Below are 23,814 nucleotides of genomic sequence, written 5' to 3' on the forward strand. Positions count from 1 at the left end.
TTATAACTGATAGGTATTGGAGAAATTATCTTTTATTCTTTTGTCATGGGTGGCTATTAGCAACGTAGCTCCATAGGTTGTGGCTGTATCCAGTAAAAGCTCCAAGACATGTTGCGTATTCGTGTCATCCAATGCAGCTGTAGGCTCATCAGCGACCAATAGCTTTGGTCTGTTGATCACAGCACGAGCGATGGCAGCGCGTTGTAGTTGACCTCTGCTCAGTTGAGAAGGGTAGTTGTTGATCTTTTCGGACAACTGTAATTTGTCCAGTATAGCCGCGATGGCTGTCTTATCCACGGTTTTCTTAGCTAGGGTTTGAGCCAGTGCTATGTTTTCACCGATAGTCAGGTTCTTCAAAAGGTGGGCCTCCTGAAAGATAAAACCAATATTATCCGCCCGAAACCGATCGAGCTGACTTTCGCCAAGTTGGTAGATATCTTGGTTGTCTATGAATACTTTCCCATTAGTGGGGCGGGAAAGTCCACTCAATAAATGTAGTAAAGTCGTTTTGCCAGTGCCTGAGTCTCCTAATAGAAGGGTATGTTGATGCTTTTCTATTTTGAAATCAGCAAACTGCAGTTCGTGCGACGGTAAATAGTTGAACTTAAGGTTTTCTGAACGTATCATGGATAATGTATTCCTACGGTGTGAATTTTCAACCTTAAAGGTATCGGAAATTGATTACAATAGAAAATCTTAATAAAATTATTACAGGATTAAGTCCATTTCGTCTTAAAGAAAAATTAATGTATCTGAAATAAAACGCATGCTATCGAGGGGTATGGGCGGTATTTTTTTGTCTAATGGAGCCTGGTTAATGATTTGTTAACAATAGGTTGAGCTAAAAGTAATCTGTCGGTAATATTGAGTTAATATGCTCCTTATACTTTTGTGTTAAATTAAAATTAATTCAAGTTGAAACTAAATTTAAACATTAAAAAGGCAAGTTTACTGTTATTAGGTATAATAATAAACGTGGTTGTTTTTGCACAAGGGACAGGGATAGTTGCCGGATCTATCAAAAATGAAGACAGCGGAGAGCCTCTGGTCGGAGTGTCGATTTCTATTCTAGAGACAGTTAAGAAAACAAGCTCTGATGTAAGTGGTAATTATACACTTGCTGGGGTCGCACCAGGAACTTACGTCATGGAGTTTAGCTATATGGGGTATGCTAAAAAGCAAATTGCGGAGGTAGAAGTTCAAAATGGGAAAATTACAACTTTGAACATTGTGTTGGCTAAAGCAGCTTCTCAAGAGTTAGATGAAGTCGTGATCAAAGGTTCTTATAGAAAAGAATCTATCAATGCACTCTATGCACAACAGAAAAATAGTGTTTCTATTTCTGATGGTATTTCGGCAGAAGTTATAAAAAAATCCCCGGATAAAAATACAGGAGAAGTTTTGAAACGGATTAGTGGAGCTTCAGTGCAGGATGATAAGTTTATTATAGTACGTGGATTGAATGATCGGTATAATACAGCATTGTTGAATAACAGTCCGCTGCCTAGTACTGAACCAGATCGTAAAGCTTTTTCTTTCGACATCATCCCATCATCCTTGATAGATAATGTTGTGATTAGTAAAACCGCTACCGCTGATCTTCCTGGTGATTTTAGTGGAGGGGCTATTCAGGTAAAGACAAAGGATTTTCCTAATGGTAAGACATTAGAACTTAATCTAGGTGCAGGATACAATTCTATATCCACATTTAAACCTTTTTATGGGAGTAATAAAGTAGCAGGAAATTATGTTGGATTTATTAATTCTGACAACAAATTACCAGCCGGATTCCCTTCAACTTCAGCAAAGTATTCAGAGCTGTCAGCAGCAGAGAAAGTTGGAGTGACGAAAGGTTTTAAAAATACCTGGGGTGTTAATGATTTGGGACGGGCTATACCTTCACAAAATCTAGGGCTAGTATATGGTAATTCTTATGGTTTAAAAAATGGTGGTAAAATTGGTTTTATAACGTCGCTCAATTATAGAAGTGCGCAGACGATTAAGGAAGAAATTCGTAATGATGTGGATGCAGCTGTGACGGAAGGTGAGAAAGCTAGACAGTATTTCTCTTACGTGGATAATTACTATGAATTCACGTCCAACTTGGGTCTGCTTGCAAATATTTCTTACATCAAAGAAAATTTTAAACTATCATTTAAGAATATTTTTAATCAAATTCTTGATGATGACTATATGCAACGCCAAGGAGACTATGATGGTGTTTATTTTCGTAAAGCATCGATGCAGGAAGTAAATCAAAAGCGAATGTTGAATTCTGTGTTAGATGGGGAGTATGCTTTTACCAATTTTCACAATTCCCGTTTGGACTGGAACCTGTCTTTTAGCCGTATCGCCAATGATCAGCCTGATTTGAGAAGGTTAACTTACCAAAAACTGATAGAGGATAAGGATGATGAATCTGTTCCTTTTAAAGCCAATATTCCCTTGGTTGCAACAGCCTCTACGTCAGGACGGTTTTATAGTAATCTAGGGGAGAACATTTACAATGCAGCAGTTAATTATTCATTGCCTGTAGGTTTGATGAATGAGGAACAGACTGTTAAGTTAGGTGTCGGTAAACAATATAAAGATCGCAAATTCAATTCTCGAGTATTGGGGTATGTTGATAGAGGAGCACCTGAAGACTTATTCTTGTTGGATCAAGGGGCATTGTTTGCTCCAGAAAATATCGCAGTCAATAAATTCTATATTGAAGACATAACCAATCCGACGAACAGCTATAATGGAACAGGAGACCTGACTTTAGGATATGCCATGATCTCCGGAAAAGTGGTGGATAGATTTAAAGCAAATCTTGGCCTTCGATTAGAAAACTACGTTGAGAAATTGTCTTCTGGATCTGTTAAAAATGTGGACAATACATATTTGGATTTTTTACCTTCCGTAAATCTAACATATGAATTAAATCCAAAAACAAATTTGCGATTCAGTTACTCCAATACCGTTGCAAGAGCTCAGTTTAGAGAATTGGCACCTTTCAGTTTCTATAATTTTGTTACGACGACTATGGAAATCGGTAATCCAGAACTCCAACGTACGAAAATTTCTAACTTTGACTTACGTTATGAATACTATCCTGCTGCCGGGATGTTGTTGACAGGATCTGCCTTTTATAAAAAGCTCAATGGAGCTATTGAGAAAACGATTCAATCCGGATCTACTCCGGCAAGTAAAACGATCACTTATATTAACGCACCTGATGCCTATATAGCAGGTCTAGAGTTGGAAGTTAGACATAACTTAAGCTTTATAAACACAGCTTCTGAGGAATTAAAAAACCTTTTTTTCTATGCTAATCTTGCGTATATCAAATCAGAAGTGGATTTAAACAATGCAAGTGCAGAAATCCAGGCTGTAAACCAGAAAAAGAGAAATCTACAGGGACAATCTCCTTACTTGATTAATTTAGGACTACAACAATCATTTACCTCAGGATGGGGTGCGAATGTGATGTACAATAGAATTGGACGTCGTATTGATGTTGTAGGATTTGGTCACTATAAAGAGAATTCTTACTTCGCGGAGTATCCGGATATCTATGAAGCTCCAAGAAATTTATTAGACGCACAAGTGAGTAAATCATTCTTGAAAAGCAAAGCTGAGGTTAAACTAAATGCCTCGAATATTTTAAATGCTTCATCGATATTCTATCAAGATCTTGATAAAAGTAAGAACTACAATGCTGACAAAGATCAGCTGATAAACTCCGTTAGATATGGGCAAAGTTTCTCACTTTCTTTTAGTTATAAGTTTTAAGTAAAATAATGATTAGTTAAAGCAGGCTTAAAATTAAGTTAATATAAGACTGTTAATATTGAATGTTACAAAAATATAAAAAGATGAAATTTAGATTATCCACGATTTTAGCTGTATCTGCATTGGTGTCTACAGCCGCATTGAATTACTCCTGTTCTAAAAATGATAACACGGACATTGTAGTGCCGGAAAAGAAACAGGAAATCATCGAAGGTGAGATTAAAACAACGGTTAAGCTTGATGCATCCAAAACCTATCTATTGCGCGGTTATGTCCGTGTACTTCCAGGTGGTTCTCTTGAGATTCCGGCAGGAACAGTAATTATGGGTGAAAAGTCATCTAAAGCAGCGCTGATCGTTGAAATGGGCGGTAAAATTAAAGCGAATGGTACAGCTTCTAATCCAATTGTGTTTACTTCAGACCAAAGTGTCGGAAACAAAAATATTGGAGATTGGTCTGGGGTGATCATTTGTGGTAAATCTTTGGTTAATACTGCTGATGGTACTGCACAGTACGAAGGTGGAGTATTAGGAAAGGATGTAGCTAAATACGGTGGTGGAACTAATCCTGATTTGAATGATAATTCAGGTGAGTTGACTTATGCACGTATCGAGTACGCTGGTATTGCTATTGAGCAGGATAAAGAGATTAATGGACTTACACTTTGTGGCGTTGGTAAAGGAACTAAGCTTCACCACATTATGGTGTCTTATGGAGGCGACGACTCTTTCGAGTTCTTCGGAGGTTCCGTAGATGCAACTCATCTTATTGCTTATAGAGGAGTAGACGATGACTTTGACTTTGATCAAGGTTTTAATGGGAAATTACAATACGGTATATCTATTAAAGATCCTGTGGTAGCAGATGCTGCAGGTACTTCTAGGGGAATAGAATTAGAAAATAAAGGTGGAGTAGTAGGAAATGTTTACTCTCGTCCGGTATTGAGTAACTTTACATTTATCGGTCCGGGTAACGGAGCAAATGTTAAAACGCAGCATGGTGCTAGCGTACACTTTGGACAAAACAGCCGTATGGTGTTGGCAAACTCTATCATTGTTGGAGCAGCGACTTCAGCTGTAGAATTTAATACCGATTTTCCGGCAAAAGAATTGAAAGAAGGACGCTCGGTATTGGCTAACAACATTGTATTTGGCAATAAAGCTAATTACAGCATGAAAGATGTAACTTCATTTGCAACTGTAGCGGATTTAGAGACCTTTGTGAGTAATGTGGGTAATACGATGGTCGCGAATGTCGATGCAGCAGGTATTACAAGCACAAGCCTTAATACACCAAATTTAGTATTGAAGACTGGCTCACCAGCACTAGGAAAAGCAAAATTTGATTTAGCAGATTTACAGGCTGGATTTGATAAAGTTACTTTTGCTGGAGCTATGGGAACAGAAGACTGGACTAAAGGCTGGGCTAATTGGGATCCACAAAATACCAATTACGGAAAGAAATAGTACTTTAACTTTTCTATGATATCAATCGCCAATGACTTTTATAGTTGTTGGCGATTTTGTTATGGTATAGGTAATCATATTTTAAGCTATTTAGATTTATAAAAATATAGGAAACATGATTCCGCCAATACATGACGTACAAGTTGATCATATAGCTAGTCATTTAGATTCTTCTCCTTCTTGAATATCATAACCTTTTGGGTGAAGCTTTTCTATCCGCTTGAGTCGATGTTTGGGTGAAAAGATGAAATAGCTCGTTCATCAGTCAGGTATATAATCCCATTTATTAATATTTGGTTAACATATAAATAATATTGAAATATTTAAATCGCTGTAGCAGAGCAGTGATAGATAACGTTTTGTTGTTAAATATTAATCAAATCCAATGAGTCTGATAGCTTGCTAGATGGTCATTGAAAGACAAAAGCTTACAATTAATTATATACATATGAAAAGATGTGCCCTAGTATTTACTGTTATTATTACAGTATTATTCTACTCTTGTAAGAAGTCAGATGAGACTTCAACAGCTCCTTTTGAGCTTGCTGGTAAATGGAAATTGACAGAGGTGTATGCAGACCCTGGAAATGGAGCAGGCAAGTTTAGAAAAATTGAAGGAAAAAAAACATTAGAGTTCACCAAAGGCGGCCAGGTAAAATCAACGAATGGTGATTTATGTTTTATAAATCTGTACAGTAGTGCTAATGAAAGTTCTAATTTTGAAGTCAAAGAAATGTATGATGGACTGAATAAAATTGTTCTTGAAAAATGTGAAACTGAAATATCTTTTGAAATAAAAGCGGATGAGCTAACGCTTTATTATAACTGTATCGAAGGTTGTGGAGAAAAATTTAAACGTGTAGAGTAAAAGAGCATTTCTTGTCATCTGAATGCGTCGGACAATTGTATCAGAAATAGATTTAAAAGGCTAACTCCTCGAGTTAGTCTTTTTTGTGGTATAATAGGGGGATGTAGTTAACACATTGTAGGGACAAATGTATATGTTAAACTATTAATTAGATAACCTTAACATAGGGTTTACGTAGCCTTAACATAGCTATTAGCTATGTTAAGGCTGTGTTAAAACTAAGTTAAAAACATTTTAACAGATAATTTGTTGTTAATGAAGTAGTAACTTGTTTTAAATCAGTAAACTCTAAATTTGAAGCTATGGCAATTCTAAATGATGGGCCGAATGGGCCGATTCGAGGTAAGTTTGGAAGCGTGTTCGCTTATGTGTTGAACGGACAGAATATAGTACGTGGTGCCCGTAAACCACGGACGACTCCACCGAGTCAGGCGGAATTACTGAATAGAAAGAAAACTAAGGTCACCAATGATTTCCTGACTTATCTGTTTCCGATTGTGAAGTATGGATATAAGAATTTGTTGATAGATCACCCCACACAAAATGCAGCCAATCTAGCGCAATCTCATGTGAGGAGAGAATGCATAGCTATTGGTGACAACAATGAACCTTTTGTAAGAGTAGAATTGTTCAAACCGTTTAGAGGGACTTTATTTACACCAGAGAACGCACAAATGCAACTGATGGATGATCATCTGCATATCACATGGACACCGCCCGATGTGAAGAATCTACAGGACTGGGTCAAACTGAATGTGGTAATAGTGAATGTGGAAGTGTTGGCCGACATGAGAGTAGCTATCGCACCCGCCCGTTTAGGAGAGTATCGCTTACAGTCAGGATTACTTAATTGTCGCGGTAAGGGACTGCATGTGTATATAGGCTTCGAAGATAGTTATACCGGGCAGATGTCCGACTCGGTATATCTTGGGAAGTTAGATTAAGAGTAAAGAAATCATTGACAAAGAAAACTTACTTTGGCCTGTAGTGATACACAATCTCGTACTTTTCGTGCTTATACTTCTCGGCTAGTTCGCCAATATTTAAATTTTGTCCTTGCGGAGTAGGTTCACAGATGGAAAAATACTGACCTTCATATTTGATAGCACTGCCAATTTTTTTTTCAAACTGTACGGCCATGGTGATGTGTGTCGGATATAGTATAGCAATCATCGGAAGGTTATAGATCTCCTTGACCAAGAAGAAAAATAGTCCTGCGCGGTCATCGCAATCACTATAGTTGTTCAGCAGGGTTTGTTCAGGGGATAACCGCTTTTCTTTTCCAAAGTTAATATCATCGTCTTCGTAAAGAAAGGCATAGCGGGTAAAGCGCATAAGGTAATCGACACCGTCTCTGGTCGTCATTTTTTTTGTATTTTCTTTCAATACGGGAATCAGCGATTGGTAGGCCTCTTTGGTAAGTGGGATATTGAAATAGGTTTCAAAGTCTACCCCCGGATAATTTTTGAATATATCCGCGACATGGTCGTTGACTTTAATGTCAAATTCATATACTTTATCTTTGTATTGAAAGTGGACATTCTTAACGGCGTAGGATTCTTCTTTAAAGTCGGGCATCTGCGCGATCTTATAGCTAAAGTCACGGTCAGCGCCCGGAATTTTAAGGTTTACAGGATGGTATGTATCGACGCGTTTAAACAGTTTGCCATAATCGTGATAATTAAGACAGGTAAACTGTTGGCCGTCAATGTCAAAGAAAGGAATGTCTGAAATGTCCTCTTTGTTCTTGATATAGAAAATTACTTGGTCATCGCCAACCGCTAGGCGGGCATCGTACCCCGATTTGTTCATCAGGTACCATTTATAGAGTGTATAACGGTGGTAGTTCTCGGCTTTAGGGCTTATTGCCTCCGATACCTGGCGGATAAGTTGGTAGTAAAGCCAATCATTAAGATTATTCTCCACTTTAAACGCTGTTAATTGTTGTATAAGCAGTGTATATTCCCTTGATTCAATGTCCTTGTAAAAGAGTAAAATAGACTGCTCGTCGGTTTTTCCCTGGATTTGAATCTGAGGAGTATAAGATCTGTCGAAAACAAACGGTTTTTTAAAAAAGTCGATGGTATCCAATTGCTGTCCCCACAACGGAGCTGTACAGGTCAGACCTATAAAGAGTATGAGGATATATCGGATACAAATTCTCATTTTATTAACATTCACTTAATATAAAGTTAATAAAAAAAATAACGATATTTTTCACTGAATTAGTTTAAAAAATGCTTTGCCTTGACTTGAGAGCTAGAATCTATATCATGGTAGTTAGAAAGAAGGATAAGACAGCAAAATCTAAGTAGTTAGATCTCTCCGCTGGGGTCGAGATGACGGCAAAATGATCAAACAGGTGAAAGCTGGATTTTGTCTTTCAGCTGTTAGAAACATAAAGTCGAAAAAGTATCTTATATTGCGGTGATAGCTATTTTAAACGAATGGTAAAGGCCATGTTATTTTTTATGAAGAAGGGAATCTTATTTCTGCTGATAAGCATTACGATAAGCTGGGCTAGTGCGCAGACTTCAAATTCCAAAGCTTTCATGCAAGCTTTCAAGCCACATTTGGGCAATTATTATGAGGGTACTATCGTAGCAGGAGGAAAGGAAGGGGATGGCTTTACCGGAGAACGCTTGCTGATGGAGGTCATGAGCTGGGAGGAGCGCGAGGTAAAGGTTCCTTTTTATGTTGGTGAAGACAAGTCCCGCACCTGGATTTTTAGTTGGAGTAATAATCGGGTAGAACTAAAGCACGATCATAGAAAGCCAGACGGTACAGCAGATAAGGTGACTTTTTATGGAGGTACCGCCCCTAATGAGGGCTCACCGAATGTGCAGATGTTTCCAGCCGACGAAGAGACAGAGCAACTTATCGATTACGCAGCCTATAATGTATGGTGGGTGACTATTGATGGACATAAATTTACCTACAATTTGCGACGAATTGGATCGGATCGGTTATTTTCGGTGGAGTTTGATCTAACTAAACCTATTGTGTCGAATTTCAAACCTTGGAGATAGGTTTTTGATTCTAATTCCATATCTTTGCAGGGATGGATAATTTCATTGTTTCAGCCCGTAAATATCGCCCAGCGACCTTCGACTCCGTTGTAGGACAGTTGCATATTACAAATACGCTAAAGAATGCGATTCATAGTAATCAGCTGGCGCAAGCGTTTTTGTTCTGTGGACCTAGAGGAGTAGGGAAGACCACCTGTGCCCGGATATTGGCTAAGACGATAAATTGCGAGGATATCTCTTCAAGTACCGAAGCCTGCGGCGAATGTGAAAGCTGTAAATCTTTTACAGGAGGGGCTTCATTTAGTATTCATGAGTTGGATGCGGCGTCGAACAACTCTGTAGACGATATTCGTAGCCTGATCGACCAGGTACGTATACCACCTCAGACGGGAAAATATAAGATTTATATTATTGATGAGGTGCATATGTTGTCTCAAGCGGCGTTCAATGCCTTTTTGAAGACGTTGGAAGAACCGCCTTCCTATGCGATATTCATATTAGCGACCACAGAAAAGCATAAGATTCTACCTACGATTTTATCGCGTTGTCAGATTTTTGACTTTAACCGTATCCGGGTAGAAGATATGTCCAATCATCTAGCATCAATAGCGAAAAAAGAAGACATAGCGTTTGAGATAGATGGCCTTCACGTCATCGCTCAGAAAGCGGATGGTGGCCTCCGGGATGCATTGTCTATGTTTGACCAGATTGTGAGTTTTTCGAATAGAAACCTGACCTATCAGGCCGTTATTGAAAATCTGAATATTCTTGACTATGATTATTACTTCAATCTGGTCGAAGCGCTAAAAAAAGAGGATGCTGCAGAGTCATTATTAATTTTAGACAACGTACTAAATAGAGGGTTTGATGGGGGGCACTTTATTGCAGGTCTGTCAGGGCACTTGAGAAACCTGTTGATCACGAAAGAACCTAAAACATTAAAGCTGTTGGAGGTTAGTGAGAATGTTAAAAAGCGATACCTTGAGCAATCTTCATCCTTGAGTTCAGGCCTTCTGCTGTCGGCCTTGAATATTGCCAATCAATGTGAGATAAGCTATAAAACCAGTAAGAATCAAAGGCTTCAGGTCGAATTGGCATTATTGAAGATGTGCCACATAGCTGCAGCAATACAGCTTGGAATAAATGGTGTATCAACTCAGGTTGATCAAAAAAAAAAACTACCTGAGTCCGCAGTAAAAGCTCCTGCTCAGACGGCAGCACCTGTCGCCCAGCCAGTGGATAATAAGACGGTTGTGCCTAAAGAAGAAGTTCCTAAGCAGAGTGTTCCTGCTCCAAAACCTCCTGTCGAGGAAAAGAAAAGCTTCTCTTCTGGAAAAGGTTGGGGAAGTTTTAAATCAACCGTAGCTGTCCCCAATTTGAATACGGTATTCGAGGAAAAGAATGAGGAGGAGGAAGAAGAGAATGATCTCATACAGGGAAGTGAATTCAGGGAAGTGACATTCAATTCTTTTATCGCTAAATGGAATGATCTGGCGGAGAAAATGAAAGCGAATAATCGGATCACCATTTATACCATAATGACTGCCAATCCACCAAGACTGAAAGGCAATGTTATTGAGATCGATGTAGAGAATGCTATTCAGAGTGATCAGTTGAGAGAAGGCAAGATCGATATGTTGAACTACCTGCGTCCAGAACTTAAAAACTTCTCCTTGGATATAGAAACGGTACAATTAGAGCAGGTGGTCATTCGTAAGGCCTATACCTCTCAGGAAAAATATCAGGTCATGGCTTCCAAAAATCCAGCACTAGAAGTACTGCGGAAGACTTTTAATCTAGGACTTAGTTGAGTAATATTCTTGCCGTTAGAATTGAATGGCTTTTTAATTTTTGTTTTTAACCGAGCTTTTGCGAGCTCATCTTCAGATAATTTAATACATGCAACATAATTTCCAACGTCACGATAGAGGCGAAAAAAGAGAAAGTAATCAAATGGTTTTCGGTATCCGTGCCGTAATTGAAGCTATTGACAGTGGGAAAGAAATAGAGTCGCTTTTTATACAGCGTGGTATCAGTGGGAGTCTTTTCTTGGAACTCAAGTCGTTGCTGAAAGAGCATGGCCTAAGTTATCAACAGGTGCCTATTGAAAAACTGAATAGGATTACCAGAAAAAATCATCAGGGAGTTATCGCGGTTATTTCGCCTATCATCTATCAACATATTGAAGATTTATTACCAACTATTTATGAAAGGGGAGAAACTCCTTTACTGTTAATGTTAGATGGTGTTACCGATGTCCGTAATATGGGGGCGATAGCACGTACCGCAGAATGTGCAGGTGTACATGCGATCATTGTTCCTAAAAAGGGATCGGCCGAAATCAATCCAGATGCAATAAAGACTTCGGCAGGAGCATTGTACAAAATTCCGGTATGTAGAGAGGATTCCTTGGGTAAGACGGGACGTTTTCTGATAGAATCGGGAATACAGTTGGTGGTGAGTACCGAAAAGACAAAAGAGTCGGTATATGACGTGGATTACAGTGGGCCAACCTGTATCATTATGGGGGCTGAAGATGTGGGCGTGTCGGATGAGCTGATCCGTATCTCCGATAAACTGGCAAAAATCCCTATGTTCGGTGAGATTGGTTCGTTAAATGTATCGGTGTCTGCAGCTGTAGTGATTTATGAAGCTATACGCCAACGAGGTTTAGAGAGTTAGGGAAAGGAGAGGTAAAAGTAGGAAAATGTTAAAGAGAAAGCTGGAGCGGCAGTTCAGAAAATACCGTTATGTCATGTATCGGGAGACATTGATCGATCATCGTGAGCATTTCTGGTCTTTTATAGGTGCGTTTGTTGGTATTGGGATTATAGCTTTTATCCAATCACTTCATTTACCTTCTCTGGAGAATGTCTTTTTGATTGGGTCTTTTGGAGCATCTAGTGTTCTGGTTTACGGCGCAATACAAAGCCCATTGGCACAACCACGAAATTTGATCGGGGGACATGTGGTATCTGCATTGGTTGGTGTGACTGTAGCCATGCTGATGCCTGATGTTATATGGATCACTGCTCCGTTGGCTGTCGCTTTTTCCATCGTTTTTATGCAGATTACGAGGACGTTACATCCGCCAGGAGGAGCTACTGCTTTGATTGCGGTATCTGGAGGTACCAAGATCGCTTCTTTGGGCTATTGGTATGTGTTGAGTCCAGTATTTACCGGAGCCTTTATTCTCTTTCTCGTTGCCTTGTTTTTTAATAACATTACTAAAAACAGACATTATCCCGTGAAAGGGTCTCGCCTGAGGAGATCCCGGAGAGAGTCCTTGAAAAAGCGATTTAATAGCTAATAAAAAAGCGCTTCATCAATGATGAAGCGCTTTTTTATTAGCTCGAATCTTACGATTAGTATTTACTTTTCGATTCGCGACGTTTGCCAGAGAAGTCTCGGAAACCGCCACCGCTGTTTCCACCGCGATCGCCTCTTCCGCCACCGTAACCGCCACTACTACGACGATCACCACCACGGTCTCTTCTTTCGCCACCACTGTAGCCACCGCCATTACGACGCTCACCACCGCGATCTCCGCCTCTTGAACGACCTCCTCTATCGGAACGACCACTATCTCCAGAGACTTCAATACGTACCTGACGTCCGTTGAAATCAACAGCTTTAAATCCTTCGAAGACTTTGTTTACTTCCTCATCCTGAACTTCGAAGAAGGTAAATACACCCTTCATATCAATTTTACCAATTGATTTTCCAGATATTTTAGCGTTGTTGCAGATAAATCCTAACATGTCTCCACGAGAAAATTCGTCTACTGCTCCAAGGTTCATGAATAGACGTGTATATCCTTTTGATCCTGTACGTGATCCACGTTCGCCACGATCTCTACCGTCTCTACTCTCTCTACCATCACCACGGGCATCAATGTTCAAATCAGGAGCATTATTGTAATACTCTAAGAATCTATTGAACTCTAGAGATGCAAATCTTTTTACAATCTCTTCTTTTGATAACGATTCAAAACCTTCCATGATCTGAGGTAAGAAAGGATTGATTTGATCCTCATTGACTTCTACATTCTGAACCTTATTAATGATCGTTAAAAGTTGTTTTTCGACAACTTCTGGACCTTGAGGTACCTGTTTGCGTTCAAATGTTTTACCGATTACTTTTTCAAGTTGACGGATTTTACTTTGCTCTTTGATGTTGATCAAGGAAATTGAAATTCCTGTTTTACCAGCACGAGCGGTACGACCAGAACGGTGCGTATAGTTTTCGATTTCGTCCGGTAACGAGAAATTGATAACGTGCGTAATGTTGTTCACATCTATACCACGTGCCGCCACGTCTGTAGCAATCAATAACTGCAGGCTACGGTCACGGTAACGCTTCATTACTTTGTCACGTTGTTGCTGAGACAAGTCTCCATGGAGCGCATCTGCGTTGTAACCGTCTTTGATTAAAGCTTCAGCAATTTCTTGTGTCTCGATTTTAGTACGACAGAATACGATGCCGAAGATTTCAGGATTGGAATCCACGATACGCTTGAATGCCGCGTATTTATCTTTAGCTCTAATCAGATAGTACTGATGATCAATGTTTGCATTACCTGTGTTTTTCGTTCCGACAGTCATTTCTACCGGATCTGTCATATAGTTTTGAGCTATACGACGTACTTCTTTTGGCATGGTTGCTGAAAACAACCATGTTTTTTTGTCATCTGGAGTTTCCGATAAGATGTCGTTGATGTCTTCTTTGAAGCCCATGTTTAACATTTCGTCGGCTTCGTCCAATACAACATATTTTACCTGTGAAAAATCAATCGCATTTCTGCCGATGATATCCAACATACGACCTGGGGTCGCTACTACAATCTGCACACCACGTCTAATCTGACGTAATTGGTCCGAGATGTTTGCACCTCCGTATACAGCAACAATATGTACGTTGTCAATGTATTTGGCAAATTTTTCTAAATCCTTAGAGATTTGTAAACACAGCTCACGGGTTGGGCAAAGAATCAAAGCTTGAGGCTGTTTTTGAGAAAAGTCTAATTGCTCTAATAATGGAAGACCGAATGCTGCTGTCTTACCTGTGCCGGTTTGGGCTAATCCGACAAAATCGTCGTTGCCAGTCAATAATACAGGAATGGCTTTTTCCTGAATTTCAGAGGGCTTTTCGAAACCTAACTCTGAGATGGCATTAACAACTTCCTCACGGATTCCCAGTTCTAAAAATGGGTTCATGAAATAAATTATACAATAGGCACTATTGCCTAAGGCGATGCAAAGGTACAACTATTATTTTACATATCCTAGACTATAAGGAGTTGATAGTGAATATTATGATGTTTTTTTGTTCAAATGGCTTGGATGATAATAATTTGTAAGAAAAGCATATTCTTTTATTAGATGTAGTCATTTTTTTTTAGGTTTGGATAACATTTAACTAATTATACTAAATTATGTGGTACAAAAAATCAATAGCCAAGCTTGTATCCGAAGCAGAGCAGAGTGGAGAGGGGACGTTAAAGCGGACGCTGTCTAGCTCGGGGCTGGTGGCCCTGGGCATAGGTGCTATTATTGGAGCTGGATTATTTTCTTTGACAGGAATAGCCGCTGCTGAAAATGCAGGACCCGCCGTCATGCTTTCTTTTATTATTGCAGCTGTTGGTTGTGCATTTGCAGGACTTTGCTATGCAGAATTTGCTTCGATGATACCAGTCGCAGGTAGTGCTTATACCTATTCTTATGCTACTATGGGGGAGTTTATGGCTTGGATTATCGGTTGGGATCTGGTATTGGAATACGCTTTAGCAGGCGCTACTGTTGCAGCGAGCTGGTCGCAGTATTTTAATGAATTGCTTAAGATATTTGGTATGGCGCTGCCAAACGAGTTGCTGTATTCGCCATGGGTAGAACATCATTTGGCAGATGGGACTGTTTTCACGGGAGGTATTGTTAATTTGCCGGCTATTATTATTGTGTGTCTCCTGTCATTGTTATTGATTCGTGGTACGCAGGAATCATCGTTTGTTAATAATATTTTGGTGGTATTGAAAGTGGCCGTAGTGATTCTTTTTATTGCATTGGGATGGCAGTTTATCGATCCGGCAAACCATACACCTTTTATTCCTGTCAATGAAGGGGAGGAGCTATTAAAGAGCGGACAGATTGGCTTTTTTGATTTTTTTAAAGAGGGGTATTTTGGACATTTTGGAATATCAGGTGTACTGCGGGCAGCAGGGGTTTTGTTTTTTGCATTTGTGGGGTTTGATGCGGTCAGCACAGCGGCACAGGAAGCTATCAATCCGAAAAAAGGAATGCCTATTGGTATCATAGGGTCGTTGTTGCTGTGTACTTTGTTATATGTCCTATTCTCGTATGTGATGACTGGTCTGGCCCATTATTCGGAGTTTAAAGGAGATGCTAAGCCGGTTGCTACCGCTTTTGCAAAAACAGGGTATACGTTCTTAAATACAGCTATGATAGTGACTATTATTGCTGGATACACATCCGTCATCTTAGTGATGTTGCTGGGGCAGAGCCGTGTTTTCTACTCCATGAGCAAAGATGGGTTATTGCCTAAGGTATTTTCTGACCTTTCTAAAAGACAGACACCATGGAAGACTAATGTTATTTTTATGGTGTTTGTTAGTTTATTTGCGGGCTTTGTGCCTGTAGCCGAACTAGGGCATATGGTGAGTATTGGTACTCTATTTGCATTTACACTGGTCTGTATTGGAGTTATTGTATTGCGTAAGCGTAGCCCAAATGTAGATCGACCGTTTAAAACTCCCTTAGTGCCACTGATCCCTATTTTAGGAATTATAGTTTGTGTGCTGATGATGGCCTCTTTGCCGCTGGAAAGCTGGGAACGTTTGGGGATTTGGATGTTGATCGGTGTGGTGGTTTATTTTCTGTATGGAAAGAAACATTCTGTCTTGCGGAAAGAAATCGAATCTGAAAAGAAATAAAAAAGAGGGCATATGCCCTCTTTTTTATTTAATGTGGCTTGTTATTAAAATAAGGTGAATTCTACCCGGCGGTTTTGTTGGCGGCCTTTTTCAGTGTTGTTGGTCGTTAGTGGTCTTTTAAATCCGTATCCGGTGGTTTCAATACGTGATGGAGATATTCCTTTTGAAACCAAGTAATCTTTTACAGCTTCTGCGCGTTGTTTTGAAATTCTGCTATTGATTTCCTGACTTCCGACATTGTCTGTGTGACCGTCTAGTTTTAGGTTATAGCTCTTTTCTTGTAGTAGCGCAGCTACCTGATCAAGATAAGGATATGAAGAAGACCTGATGGTGGATGTTGAAAAGTCGAACTCTAAATTGCGTACGGCTTCAATAACCGTTTTTTGTTCGTTTTGATTGAGCTTCACTTCTGGTAAAGGGCAGCCCGAACCGTCCACTTTGACACCGGCCGGTGTGTTAGGACATTTGTCATAAAGGTTGGCTACTCCGTCATTGTCATCGTCTTTTAAGCTTTTTTCCAAATTTTCAACTTTCTCTATGGCTGCGTGGTTGGAACGTATTAGTACATCGCGTTCTGTTTTTAATTCATCATATTTTTGCGTGTAATCATGGATTAGTGTTGCTATTGGATTACTGTTTGACATAGCTGGCTTTGACTTGTTTCCGATGGCGAATTCTAGTCCCGCATGTAAATAGGAAAATACATCATATTTAAAGCTAGGCGTTTTTTTACCGTCGAAATATTCGTTTGTCCAGTTAATTTGATAACCTAGATCCAAATTAATTCCTTTTGCAATGGCGAACTTAAAGCCGGCATCGACAGGGACAAATATTTTGTTTTGTGTCTCTTCGCTATTGGTTAATGAATATTCAAAATGTGCTGTTCCTATTCCTGCAGCGGCATAAGGTTTTACTTTTGCGTTGAAAATTCGCCAGTTTACATTTGCTATGGTAAACTCACCCGATAATGCGGCAGACCAAGGGATTTTTGTTTTGATGTCCCCCCCCATTTTACCTCCTAGGTACTGAGCTTTGATTCCAAAGGAAGGTGTGAACTGTTTCTTGATATAGGCGCTATATCCGAGGTCTAAATTGCCATCGTCAAAACCGAATTTGTTGGAATTGCTCAATACCCCAGCATTTAAGCCGAACGACCAGGTTCTGTATTGTGAGCTTGGCCCAAGAGGCGTCGTGCCACTTATGGTTGAATGGTTCTCCTGTGCGAATGCAGAAGTGGCTAAGAGCGATAGAAATACGGCTCCCAAATGAACATTAAGTTTTTTTTTCATAATAACTTCGAAATTAAAAACAACCGATTTGTCAATATTTTTTGTCAAAAATACAATTAAATATTGTAAATATGGAAAATATTTGCCAATGAAAAATTGTTTTTATAGGCATGAAATTGGTGTTCAAAACTTAAGAAGGAAGGAGATATAAGAAGGGGATATAATATCCTGTATAAGCTTTTTAATGTCAAATGGGCGCAAATTTTGTATTTCTATAAAATAAAAAAAGTCGGAAGAGAAGCTCTTCCGACCACGAATAGTTATATACTGTTTTATATTAAAATAAGGTGAATTCTACCCGGCGGTTTTGTTGGCGTCCTTCTGCTGTTGCATTGGTCGCAATAGGTTGGTTAGGACCGTAACCTACAGCTTCTATACGGGAAGCATTAGCGCCTTTAGATACTAAGTAAGCTTTTACCGACTCGGCACGCTCTTTAGAAAGACGTAGGTTAGTTTGTAAAGAACCTGTGTTGTCGGTGTGGCCAGCCAATTTTAAGCTGAAATTCTTTTCGATCAATAAAGATGCAACACGGTTTAATGATTCAAATGAGGTCGAACGGATTGTTGCTTTGCCTAGATCAAACTCTAGATTTTTGATTGCTTCTGCCACAACCTTTTTATCTTCCTCCGTAACGATGATTTTCTCGATTACTTTGGTTTCATTCTTCATTTCTGGAAGAGGACAGCCAGAACCGTCAACTTTTACGCCAGAAGGTGTATTAGGGCATTTGTCAAATTTGTTAGGGACTCCATCGCCATCGTCATCTCTTAGGTCAGCTGCAATTTCGTCCAACTGAAGCTGTAGTTTGTTATTGGAAGCTACTAATGCATCGCGTTCTGCTTTTATAGCATCGTATTTTTTGTTTACATCATTTACCAGTGTTGCTACAGGATTACTGTTGTTCAAGAACGGTTTTTCCCTGCCGCCGATAGCAAACTCAACTCCAGCATGCGCGTAAGAGAATAAGTCATTTTTGTATTGTCCGCCATTGAAACCATCGAAGCGTTGGTTGGCCCAATTTAACTGATAGCCCAAGTCGAGATTTACGCCTTTAGCAATAGCGAATTTTAAACCAGCATCAACAGGTACATAAAGTTTTGTGGTGGCTTCGTTTTTTTGGCTGCTTCCGTCGGCATTTATTGTTTTCGTTTCAAAATTTAACGCTCCTAAACCTACTGCAAAATAAGGTTTAACAATACTGTTTACAAAACGCCAGTTTGTGTTGGCCAACGTCCATTCTGCTGATAAGGCTGCAGACCAAGGTGTTTTTGTTTCAAACTCGTTGACCCCTGTCGTTACATCTTTATTAACGCCCCCTACTTTACCACCTAGGTACTGAGCTTTCAGTCCGAACGAGGGAGAAATGTGTTTTTTAATATACGCACTGTAGCCCACATTGTGGTTGAGCTTATCAAAGCCGTTCCGGTTAAAACCGAAAATATTGGATTGATTTAATACGCCTGCATTTACTCCGATAGACCAGGTTCTATAATCCGCAGAGGAACCTAGAGGAGTAGTGCCATCGATTGTCGCTGTGTTTGCGATTTGGGCAAATGTCGCTGTGGATGTCATGCCTAAAGCAACAACCAAAGATAGATTTCGTAGATTTTTAATTTTCATATTACTTTTTTTGATTTGAGTTCCAGTTAGATTATCAGAATACCCCTCTACGTAACCTAATATGGAATATACAAGGTCGGATGCAAAAGTGTTGCCAAATTAATAAAGTGGATAAGGAAAAGTGAAAAAAGCTTGGTTCTGTAGAGGGAATATGACAGAACCAAGCATCTTTAAATATTATATATTCGATTTTGCAAAGAATTTGGGGATCTGGATCTGGTAAGCCATTCTCTTTACAATATTCTCTTCAATAATCTTGCGTAGAAAGCCTTTCTTGCTTTTGGTTACCAATAGCACATCCAGTAGCTCATCAGCAATAACTGAATCAATGGCAGAAGAGATGTCTTCTTTGTATTGAATCAAAAATGCTTGGGTTTTGATGGTGTAAGAGATGTTGTCGATACCTGTCTCGTCAATGATACGTTCGATAAAAGCTGCAAATTTGCTGTCTAGTGCTTGAATACTTTCGTCTGCTGTATTAATATGAATAAGTAAAAGTTCAAAGTCTTGGTTGTAAAGTGCGGTGGCTTGTTTGAGGACATCAATCTCGCCATCTTTGAAGTTACATAATAACCCAATCTTTTCGGCTCTGTAAGCCTTTTCACTATACGGAACAGCCAATACGGGCGTCTGTGTGTTCTGGAAAACATCAAACATATTGGAGCCAATCAATAGGGAATCTAGCCCAGAAGAGCCTTTAGTGCCCATGATTATGGCGTCATAGTTGTCTTTGCTGGCGATTTTTTCTATTTCCTCAAACAGATTGCCGTTACTGAACACACTACTGATTCGAATTTCGGGGTTTTCTTCTTTGATATCTGAGATTAGTTTCTCCATGCTGTTCTTCGCTTCGGCCACGCGAGGATCGAGGAGATCGGTATTTTCGATAGAATTGCGATATACGTTAATATGATCTGTAAATACGTGAATGAGTACAAGGCTATGTTTAGCCGTTCGAGAAAGCAGACAGGCATATTCGATCGCCTTTTGGGAATATTGTGAAAAATCAACGGGAATAAGTAATTTATTTGCCATGATGTCTATATCTTTAATTGTTGTCAAAAAAAGTTGGTCGTTCTAGGTCAAGTACGATTTCCTTGGAAACAGATGTAGAGAACAGTCTTTCAAAAAAAGACTTTCTTGTTTTTGTAACTACCAGCATGTCGTAGTCATTTTCTTTAATAATGTGATTGATGACTTCAGGAATACTGTCTAGGTTTTCATTTTCGGTATGTATGGATTCTGCGATGTTGCGTATATTTTCAACACCATTCAGGTTTTTAATATTGAAGGACCAGCTCTCTAAGTGTTCGGTTATTTCCGCTGTGTCTTTGGAGTCTCTGTACACATGGATTGTATCCAGGGAAGGGATGGACGATACTAGGCTTAGGTATTCTTTAAGCGTATCCAGTTCTTCGGCTTTGAAGTTGGTCAACATGCCTACTTTTTCTAGCGAAAAGTCAGTCGTAGTGCCAGGTATGGCAATGACTGGGATGCGGGCTTTTGTAGTGATGGTGCTGGTATTGCTGCCCCATACAACAGACTTACCTTTTCCAGTTCCCGTTGTCCCCATGATGATTAGGGCATAAGTTGGGGAGACCGCTATAGAAGGGAGAATTTCTGATAAGAGTCCACTGGTACAGGTGGTTTCAAACGATACAGAAGGATAATCATTCTGGAGGTTCTCTTTGAGATCCAGTATAAGCATGTCAGCCTTTAGTAAAGGGATATTGGTGTCTTTATTTGCTTTTTCCTCCTCAAAAAGTGCTGAATTAGAGGTGTAGCAGTGAAATAAGTGTACTGTATACCCGTTCTTTTTTGCTAGTTCGCAGGCGTATCTGGTTGCCGTCAGTGCATTGTCTGAAAAGTCAGTCGGTACTATTATTTTTTTTGTCATATTTCTTCTAACTATCTACATCGAAAGATGGAATAAATCTACTAATATTAATTGACTTTTAAATGATTTAGGTTAGTTTTGAGCGTGATTCTAGTCACTTTTGATAAGTGTTATTGCAATCTGAAACGATTCGTCTCCTCGATATTTGTCTGAATGTATAAACAACCAAGAGATAGAAGCTGTATAGCGGCTTGTGTCTAAAAAAATCAATTGTAATAGCGCGCTATTTTGAGTAAATTTGGCACTTTATAAAATATAAGTTACTTCACTTTTATAACTTTAAAGGAAATTTCATGACCAGTAGAGAAATACGCGAAGCGTTTTTAGATTTTTTCAAGAGTAAATCTCATCATATCGTACCATCGGCACCTGTAGTGGTAAAAAATGACCCTACATTAATGTTTACCAATGCGGGAATGAACCAATTTAAAGATTTGTTTTTAGGTGAGGCTGTTGTTAAATATTCGCGGATTGCAGATACGCAGCGCTGTTTGCGCGTCTCGGGTAAACATAACGATCTGGAGGAGGTCGGTATTGATACCTATCACCACACCTTGTTCGAGATGTTGGGAAACTGGTCCTTCGGAGATTATTTTAAGAAGGAGGCAATATCTTGGGCTTGGGAACTTTTGACGGAGGTTTATAAGCTGGATAAAGATAGATTGTATGTTACTATTTTCGAAGGAGACGATACGGAAGGCTTGATTAGAGATCAAGAAGCTTATGGGTTCTGGAAGGAGTTTATAGGAGAGGATCGTATCTTGCTTGGAAATAAAAAAGATAATTTCTGGGAAATGGGGGATATGGGACCTTGTGGTCCGTGTTCAGAAATCCACTATGATATGCGTACGGATGATGAACGTACACGGCAAAAGGGGCAAGAGCTAGTCAATGCAGATCACCCTCAAGTGATAGAGGTTTGGAATCTCGTATTTATGCAATTTAACCGTTTGAAGAACGGTACATTGGAACCTCTTCCTGCTAAACATGTGGATACGGGAATGGGCTTTGAACGTTTGGTACGTGCTATACAGGTAAAGACATCAAACTACGATACGGATGTGTTCCAGCCGTTGATCAGTTATATTTCTCAGAAATCAGGACTTCAATATGGCATAGCAGAGCAGACCGATATTGCTATGCGTGTATTGTCGGATCATATCCGTGCGGTAGCATTCGCCATTGCTGACGGACAATTGCCATCAAATAATAAGGCTGGTTACGTAATTCGTCGTATTCTGAGACGTGCTGTCCGCTACGCCTATACATTCCTTAACTTTAAACAACCCTTTTTTCATGAATTGGTACCCGTTTTGGCGGAGCAGTTTAAAGGGGTATTCGATGAGCTTTATCAACAACGTGATTTTGTAGAAAAAGTTGTATTGGAAGAAGAAGTTTCTTTCTTAAGAACATTGACAACTGGGATACAACGTTTTGAAAACTATGTGGAGGGCAGTCAGCTTATTGATGGAGAGTTTGCTTTTGAGTTATTTGATACTTATGGTTTCCCGATAGATCTCACTGAATTATTGGCTAGAGAAAAGGGAGTGACTGTCGATATGGATGCTTTTAATAAAGCACTTCAAGCCCAGAAAGAACGTTCAAGAGCTGCTACGACGATAGATACAGGTGATTGGGTCACTGTTAATGAGGGAGACGAGGTGGATTTTGTAGGGTATGATATATTACAGGTGAAAACGGAAATATTAAAGTATCGTAAGGTAAGTGCCAAAGGAAAAGAACAATTCCAATTAGTATTGACTGTAACACCGTTTTATGCAGAAGGAGGAGGGCAGATCGGTGATTCGGGATGGTTGACTTCCGACCGAGGTGAGAAGATAATCGTAACAGATACTAAGAAAGAGAATGGGCTTATCGTGCATTTTGTAGATCAGTTGCCTGAGGAGATCGGTGCGACGTTTGAAGCTGCGGTCGATTTTACAAAACGTATCGATACTGAAAGTAATCACTCGGCAACACATTTACTGCATGCTGCTTTGAAAGAAGTATTAGGAGAGCATGTCAATCAGAAAGGTTCTTTGGTATCACCGGATATACTGCGTTTTGATATTTCTCATTTTGCCAAAATGACCTATGACGAAATCAAAGCGGTGGAAGATATTGTCAATGCAAAAATCAGAGCCAATATTCCATTGAAGGAGGAAAGGCAGGTGCCTTTTCAACAGGCCATCGATTCGGGAGTTACTGCTCTTTTCGGAGAAAAGTATGGCGATTACGTTCGAGTGATCACGTTTGATGACCAATATTCAAAAGAGCTTTGTGGTGGTACGCACGTAAGAGCGACAGGGCAAATAGGATTTTTTAAGATTGTGTCCGAATCGGCAGTAGCAGCAGGTGTGCGGCGTATTGAAGCGATTACAGGAACAAAAGCTGCTGCTGTAATCAGAGAGCATTTTGAGTTGTTTCAGCATATGAAGGAAATCTTGAATAATCCTAAGGATTTCGTTTCTGCTGTGACCAAGATTATGGATGAAAATGGAACGTTGAAGAAAGAAATCGATAACTTTCTGAAGGAACGTTCTATGGCGCTGAAAAATGAGTTGAACGAGAAGATGGAAGTGGTGAATGGTGTTAACTTTTTGTCTACTGTAGTAGATTTACCGAGCACAGATGCGGTCAAGACTTTAGCGTACGCACTAAAGGGCGCTATGGAGAATCTGTTTTTAGTGCTGGGGGCTAATATAGATGGAAAGCCGAGTTTGACAGTCTTAGTTTCGGAAGACCTGGTGAAGAGCCACGGACTCAATGCTGGTACTATCGTGCGCGATCTCGCTAAAGATATACAAGGGGGAGGGGGCGGGCAGCCGTTCTTTGCTACAGCAGGGGGGAAAGACGTTGCAGGCTTGGCGAATGCAATAATACGTTCTAAGAATTTTTTAATGTAATACTACTTCGGTTAT

General features: G+C 39.7%; 17 protein-coding genes. 10 read left to right on the top strand and 7 right to left on the bottom strand.

From position 1 onward, the window contains the following. Entirely contained in the window at positions 1 to 627 is a 627-nt protein-coding gene (locus tag JKG61_RS14000) for an ABC transporter ATP-binding protein (RefSeq protein ID WP_202103585.1), read from the bottom strand. A gap of 288 nt (positions 628 to 915) precedes the next feature. Between JKG61_RS14000 and JKG61_RS14005 the strand changes: the two genes are divergently transcribed. The 4 genes from JKG61_RS14005 (at position 916) to JKG61_RS14020 (ending at position 7,055) form a co-directional block, all read left to right on the top strand. Continuing rightward, positions 916 to 3,777 (top strand): TonB-dependent receptor, encoded by a 2,862-nt coding sequence (locus JKG61_RS14005; protein WP_202103586.1) that lies wholly within the window; start codon positions 916 to 918, stop codon positions 3,775 to 3,777. An 83-nt stretch (positions 3,778 to 3,860) separates the two neighbouring features. Then, entirely contained in the window at positions 3,861 to 5,243 is a 1,383-nt protein-coding gene (locus JKG61_RS14010; protein ID WP_202103587.1) for a hypothetical protein, read from the top strand. A gap of 448 nt (positions 5,244 to 5,691) precedes the next feature. Beyond that, the gene (locus JKG61_RS14015) at positions 5,692 to 6,111 is read left to right on the top strand and encodes a hypothetical protein (RefSeq protein WP_202103588.1); all 420 of its coding nucleotides are present in this window, start codon (positions 5,692 to 5,694) and stop codon (positions 6,109 to 6,111) included. A 302-nt stretch (positions 6,112 to 6,413) separates the two neighbouring features. Beyond that, positions 6,414 to 7,055, top strand: coding sequence for a hypothetical protein (locus tag JKG61_RS14020; RefSeq protein ID WP_202103589.1), 642 nt, complete (start codon positions 6,414 to 6,416; stop codon positions 7,053 to 7,055). Between the two features lie 28 nt (positions 7,056 to 7,083). Here the strand turns inward: JKG61_RS14020 and JKG61_RS14025 are convergent, their stop codons facing one another. Continuing rightward, on the bottom strand, positions 7,084 to 8,277 hold the full coding sequence (locus JKG61_RS14025; RefSeq protein ID WP_202103590.1) for a hypothetical protein: 1,194 nt from the start codon (positions 8,275 to 8,277) through the stop codon (positions 7,084 to 7,086). 305 nt (positions 8,278 to 8,582) lie between these two features. On the opposite strand from JKG61_RS14025, the gene JKG61_RS14030 reads away from it, so the two are divergent. The 4 genes from JKG61_RS14030 (at position 8,583) to JKG61_RS14045 (ending at position 12,450) form a co-directional block, all read left to right on the top strand. Further along, complete coding sequence (locus JKG61_RS14030) at positions 8,583 to 9,140, top strand: hypothetical protein (RefSeq protein ID WP_202103591.1); 558 nt, start codon at positions 8,583 to 8,585, stop codon at positions 9,138 to 9,140. A 32-nt stretch (positions 9,141 to 9,172) separates the two neighbouring features. Continuing rightward, a complete protein-coding gene (locus JKG61_RS14035) occupies positions 9,173 to 10,951 on the top strand; it encodes a DNA polymerase III subunit gamma/tau (protein WP_202103592.1) in 1,779 nt (592 codons plus the stop codon). An 88-nt stretch (positions 10,952 to 11,039) separates the two neighbouring features. After that, a complete protein-coding gene (gene rlmB, locus JKG61_RS14040) occupies positions 11,040 to 11,822 on the top strand; it encodes a 23S rRNA (guanosine(2251)-2'-O)-methyltransferase RlmB (protein WP_237249485.1) in 783 nt (260 codons plus the stop codon). A 25-nt stretch (positions 11,823 to 11,847) separates the two neighbouring features. Beyond that, a complete protein-coding gene (locus tag JKG61_RS14045; RefSeq protein WP_202103593.1) occupies positions 11,848 to 12,450 on the top strand; it encodes an HPP family protein in 603 nt (200 codons plus the stop codon). A gap of 55 nt (positions 12,451 to 12,505) precedes the next feature. Here the strand turns inward: JKG61_RS14045 and JKG61_RS14050 are convergent, their stop codons facing one another. Next, on the bottom strand, positions 12,506 to 14,356 hold the full coding sequence (locus JKG61_RS14050; protein WP_202103594.1) for a DEAD/DEAH box helicase: 1,851 nt from the start codon (positions 14,354 to 14,356) through the stop codon (positions 12,506 to 12,508). Between the two features lie 218 nt (positions 14,357 to 14,574). On the opposite strand from JKG61_RS14050, the gene JKG61_RS14055 reads away from it, so the two are divergent. Next, positions 14,575 to 16,086, top strand: coding sequence for an amino acid permease (locus JKG61_RS14055; protein WP_202103595.1), 1,512 nt, complete (start codon positions 14,575 to 14,577; stop codon positions 16,084 to 16,086). A gap of 44 nt (positions 16,087 to 16,130) precedes the next feature. On the opposite strand, the gene JKG61_RS14060 is transcribed toward JKG61_RS14055, so the two are convergent. From JKG61_RS14060 to JKG61_RS14075, 4 genes are all read right to left on the bottom strand, one after another. Then, positions 16,131 to 17,375 carry an OmpA family protein gene (locus JKG61_RS14060; protein WP_202103596.1) on the bottom strand — a complete coding sequence of 415 codons (1,245 nt, stop codon included), beginning with the start codon at positions 17,373 to 17,375 and terminating at the stop codon, positions 16,131 to 16,133. A gap of 277 nt (positions 17,376 to 17,652) precedes the next feature. Then, positions 17,653 to 18,996 carry an OmpA family protein gene (locus JKG61_RS14065; RefSeq protein WP_202103597.1) on the bottom strand — a complete coding sequence of 448 codons (1,344 nt, stop codon included), beginning with the start codon at positions 18,994 to 18,996 and terminating at the stop codon, positions 17,653 to 17,655. Between the two features lie 177 nt (positions 18,997 to 19,173). Beyond that, complete coding sequence (locus tag JKG61_RS14070; RefSeq protein ID WP_202103598.1) at positions 19,174 to 20,031, bottom strand: universal stress protein; 858 nt, start codon at positions 20,029 to 20,031, stop codon at positions 19,174 to 19,176. Positions 20,032 to 20,044: 13 nt separating this feature from the next. Continuing rightward, the gene (locus tag JKG61_RS14075; RefSeq protein ID WP_202103599.1) at positions 20,045 to 20,893 is read right to left on the bottom strand and encodes a universal stress protein; all 849 of its coding nucleotides are present in this window, start codon (positions 20,891 to 20,893) and stop codon (positions 20,045 to 20,047) included. A 293-nt stretch (positions 20,894 to 21,186) separates the two neighbouring features. Here JKG61_RS14075 and alaS point away from each other — a divergent pair, with 293 nt between their 5' ends. Next, positions 21,187 to 23,799, top strand: coding sequence for an alanine--tRNA ligase (gene alaS / locus JKG61_RS14080; RefSeq protein ID WP_202103600.1), 2,613 nt, complete (start codon positions 21,187 to 21,189; stop codon positions 23,797 to 23,799). The last annotated feature ends 15 nt before the right edge of the window (positions 23,800 to 23,814 follow it).

It is taken from the genome of Sphingobacterium faecale (assembly GCF_016746095.1).
Lineage (GTDB): Bacteria > Bacteroidota > Bacteroidia > Sphingobacteriales > Sphingobacteriaceae > Sphingobacterium > Sphingobacterium faecale.

What these genes read in the sequence shown, in the direction of transcription:
- JKG61_RS14055 (WP_202103595.1), top strand. Translation starts at nt 14,575, where the DNA reads ATGTGGTACAAAAAATCAATAGCCAAGCTTGTATCCGAAGCAGAGCAG.
- JKG61_RS14075 (WP_202103599.1), bottom strand. Translation starts at nt 20,893, where the DNA reads ATGACAAAAAAAATAATAGTACCGACTGACTTTTCAGACAATGCACTG.
- JKG61_RS14025 (WP_202103590.1), bottom strand. Translation starts at nt 8,277, where the DNA reads ATGAGAATTTGTATCCGATATATCCTCATACTCTTTATAGGTCTGACC.
- JKG61_RS14060 (WP_202103596.1), bottom strand. Translation starts at nt 17,375, where the DNA reads ATGAAAAAAAAACTTAATGTTCATTTGGGAGCCGTATTTCTATCGCTC.
- JKG61_RS14070 (WP_202103598.1), bottom strand. Translation starts at nt 20,031, where the DNA reads ATGGCAAATAAATTACTTATTCCCGTTGATTTTTCACAATATTCCCAA.
- JKG61_RS14000 (WP_202103585.1), bottom strand. Translation starts at nt 627, where the DNA reads ATGATACGTTCAGAAAACCTTAAGTTCAACTATTTACCGTCGCACGAA.
- JKG61_RS14020 (WP_202103589.1), top strand. Translation starts at nt 6,414, where the DNA reads ATGGCAATTCTAAATGATGGGCCGAATGGGCCGATTCGAGGTAAGTTT.
- rlmB (WP_237249485.1), top strand. Translation starts at nt 11,040, where the DNA reads ATGCAACATAATTTCCAACGTCACGATAGAGGCGAAAAAAGAGAAAGT.
- JKG61_RS14065 (WP_202103597.1), bottom strand. Translation starts at nt 18,996, where the DNA reads ATGAAAATTAAAAATCTACGAAATCTATCTTTGGTTGTTGCTTTAGGC.
- JKG61_RS14015 (WP_202103588.1), top strand. Translation starts at nt 5,692, where the DNA reads ATGAAAAGATGTGCCCTAGTATTTACTGTTATTATTACAGTATTATTC.
- JKG61_RS14035 (WP_202103592.1), top strand. Translation starts at nt 9,173, where the DNA reads ATGGATAATTTCATTGTTTCAGCCCGTAAATATCGCCCAGCGACCTTC.
- alaS (WP_202103600.1), top strand. Translation starts at nt 21,187, where the DNA reads ATGACCAGTAGAGAAATACGCGAAGCGTTTTTAGATTTTTTCAAGAGT.
- JKG61_RS14030 (WP_202103591.1), top strand. Translation starts at nt 8,583, where the DNA reads ATGAAGAAGGGAATCTTATTTCTGCTGATAAGCATTACGATAAGCTGG.
- JKG61_RS14050 (WP_202103594.1), bottom strand. Translation starts at nt 14,356, where the DNA reads ATGAACCCATTTTTAGAACTGGGAATCCGTGAGGAAGTTGTTAATGCC.
- JKG61_RS14010 (WP_202103587.1), top strand. Translation starts at nt 3,861, where the DNA reads ATGAAATTTAGATTATCCACGATTTTAGCTGTATCTGCATTGGTGTCT.
- JKG61_RS14045 (WP_202103593.1), top strand. Translation starts at nt 11,848, where the DNA reads ATGTTAAAGAGAAAGCTGGAGCGGCAGTTCAGAAAATACCGTTATGTC.